This window comes from Microbispora sp. NPDC049633, assembly GCF_040675265.1.
Lineage (GTDB): Bacteria > Actinomycetota > Actinomycetes > Streptosporangiales > Streptosporangiaceae > Microbispora > Microbispora maris.
Genome location: NZ_JBFAOO010000386.1, coordinates 1 through 2,494, shown reverse-complemented (window position 1 = coordinate 2,494; position 2,494 = coordinate 1). Strand labels below are relative to the sequence as shown.

Annotated in this window: 2 protein-coding genes; both read left to right on the top strand. The window is 71.0% G+C overall.

Annotation, left to right across the window (positions count from 1 at the left end; all coding sequences use genetic code 11):
* Window positions 1–246: 246 nt before the first annotated feature.
* Window positions 247–2,139, top strand: a complete 1,893-nt coding sequence (locus AB0J39_RS39195) for a trypsin-like peptidase domain-containing protein (RefSeq protein ID WP_363474243.1) — start codon at window positions 247–249, stop codon at window positions 2,137–2,139.
* A gap of 104 nt (window positions 2,140–2,243) precedes the next feature.
* Window positions 2,244–2,423 carry a hypothetical protein gene (locus AB0J39_RS39190; protein WP_363474241.1) on the top strand — a complete coding sequence of 60 codons (180 nt, stop codon included), beginning with the start codon at window positions 2,244–2,246 and terminating at the stop codon, window positions 2,421–2,423.
* The last annotated feature ends 71 nt before the right edge of the window (window positions 2,424–2,494 follow it).

Sequence of the window (2,494 nt, the reverse complement as noted above, 5' to 3'; positions counted from 1 at the left end):
CCCGCCGTCGTTTCCCGCACCTTCACCGCCGAAGGCGCGGGGGTGGCCCGCCGTCGTTTCCCGCACCTTCGCCACAGATCGCTCGCCGCCGGACGCTCGAGGGCGGGCCTCCACCGCAAGGCCCTCGCCGCTCGCGTCCGTCCCACCGCACGTGAGCGGCTCGCGATGAGGACTTGCACTGCGGTACCCGCCGGTCCCAAGCCACCTCCAAGCAAGAAACAAGACCGTTCCATCACGCTTGCTGCCGTGGATGGAAATATCAGGAAATACTTCGGCAGACTGACCGGGGGGATGGCCGCGATCGCGGCTTTCGCCCTGCTCGTCACGGCCGCTCCCGCTTCGGCGGACCCCGGGGACGAGATCCCCGTCGGCACCCGGCTGGCCGCTCGCACCCACCCGGCCGTGCAGCTCACCAGCATCACCTACTCCGGCGAGGTCGTCGTCCCGAGCAGCCAGGCCAAGGAGGCCGCGTGGGACCAGCTGACCAACGAGGCCACGCAGGCCGTGCTCGCCGGCAAGATCCCCTCCGATGAGCGGAGCATCGCCAAGTTCCTCTTCCAGCGCGTGGCGTCCGACGTCGACCGGTACCTCGCGCCCGTCGGCCCGGAGCGTACGGTCAAGGCCCAGGTCGGCGGCATGTGCACGGGCTGGTGGGTCACCCCCGACGGCTACATGGTCACCGGCGCGCACTGCGTGCAGATGAGCGACCAGGAGCTGTCGCAGACCTTCGCGCAGCAGGCGCTGGAGAAGTTCAACAAGCAGGACGCGAAGGACATGATCAACGCCCTGCGGAACTTCGAGGCCGACAAGGAGATGATCGAGCTCGTCCAGCAGATCTACGTCACCTTCAACAGCACCCACCTGGAGATCCGCGGCCTGCAGAAGAGCCTGTCGGTCCTGCAGAGCCTGCCCGGCGGCGGCGTCGACAAGACGGCCAAGGAGGTCCCGGCCGAGCTGGTCTCGGTCGGTGAGAGCTACCCGGGCAAGGACTTCGCCCTGCTCAAGGTCAACGGCCAGCAGAACCTGCCGACCGTGCCGCTCGGCGAGGACGTCGACGTGCAGACCGGCGACACGCTCTACATCAGCGGCTTCCCCGGCCTGGTGACCAACACGCCCTGGTTCAGCGTCGAGTCGAAGCTCGACCCCGCGCTCACCGAAGGGCCGTACAACGCCAAGCGCAGCACGCAGGAAGGCGTGCCGTACATCCAGACGCAGGCGCCCTCCTACCACGGCAACTCCGGTGGTCCCGTGTTCAGCCGGGCGGGCAACGTCGTCGGCATGCTCATCGCCGGCACCGTGAGCGAGAACGGCGAGGCGTCGGAGAACGAGAGCTTCGTGCTCCCGGTCTCGATCATCAAGGAGAAGCTGAACGAGAAGAACGTCAAGCCCTCCGCGTCGCTGACGACGACCAAGTACAACGAGGCGCTCGACGACTTCTTCAATCGGCACTACAAGGACGCGCTGCCGAAGTTCCGCGAGGTCCAGGCGCTGTTCCCGAGTCACCCGTACGTCGCGAAGTACATCACCGACTCCCAGCAGGCGATCTCCTCGGGCAAGGACGAGACCCCGCAGCCGATGTGGGTGTGGATCGCTGTCGGCGCCGGTGCGCTGATCATCGTCGGCGGCGGCCTCCTGCTGCTGCTCCTCCTGCGCAGGCGCAAGAAGGACTCTGCCTCCCCGCAGGGCCAGGCGCCCTCGCCCGCGTACGGCGGCCCCTACCCCGGGCCGAACTCCGGCGGCGGCTACCCGGCCCAGGTCGGCGGCGGTTACGACCGGCAGCCGGTGAACGGCCAGGTGCTCCCCCAGGGCTGGCAGCCGCAGAGCCTGCCGCCCGCCGACGGGCCGGCGCGGACGGCCGGAGGCTACGAGGCGCCGCGCCCCGGCGGCTACGACCAGCGTCCGGACGCCCACGACCGGCGCTCGGACGGCCACGACCGGCAGCGGCCCGGCTCGGGCTACGACCCGCAGCGGCCCGACGGCGCGACGCAGTACGTGCGTCCCGCGCCCTATGGTCAGCAGCGGCCGCACGCCATGCCGGGCCAGGCCCCGGCCGACGCCGGCGCGCCGGACGTCGCCGACCTGGAGCGGGAGATCGCCGAGCTGCGCCGTCAGCTGCAGCACCGTCGGCCGGAGGCGTGACGGCCGAGCGGGAGGGTGACACCTCACCCTCCCGCGCAGCCCTCTCAGCCGATCCCAGCGGGAACAACACGGGCCGGGCGCACCTGATGGTGCGCCCGGCCCGTGTGTCGTGTCTCTTGGGCCTGTGGCCCGCCGCGCAGGACCACCTCGCGCAGGACGCCGTGCAGGACGCCGTGCAGGACGCCGTGCAGCCTTCCGCTGGGCCGATCGTCGGACAGTCCCTGGGCATGGCCTCCGCGGCGGGAGAGCCGTCCTGGCCGGACGTGGTGGCGGCGTGGGGGTGAGGACATGGCGAAGGGCCGGGTCGCGCGTGTGCGCGGCCCGGCCCCGGGGCCTCACGGGAGCTGGGGAGAGA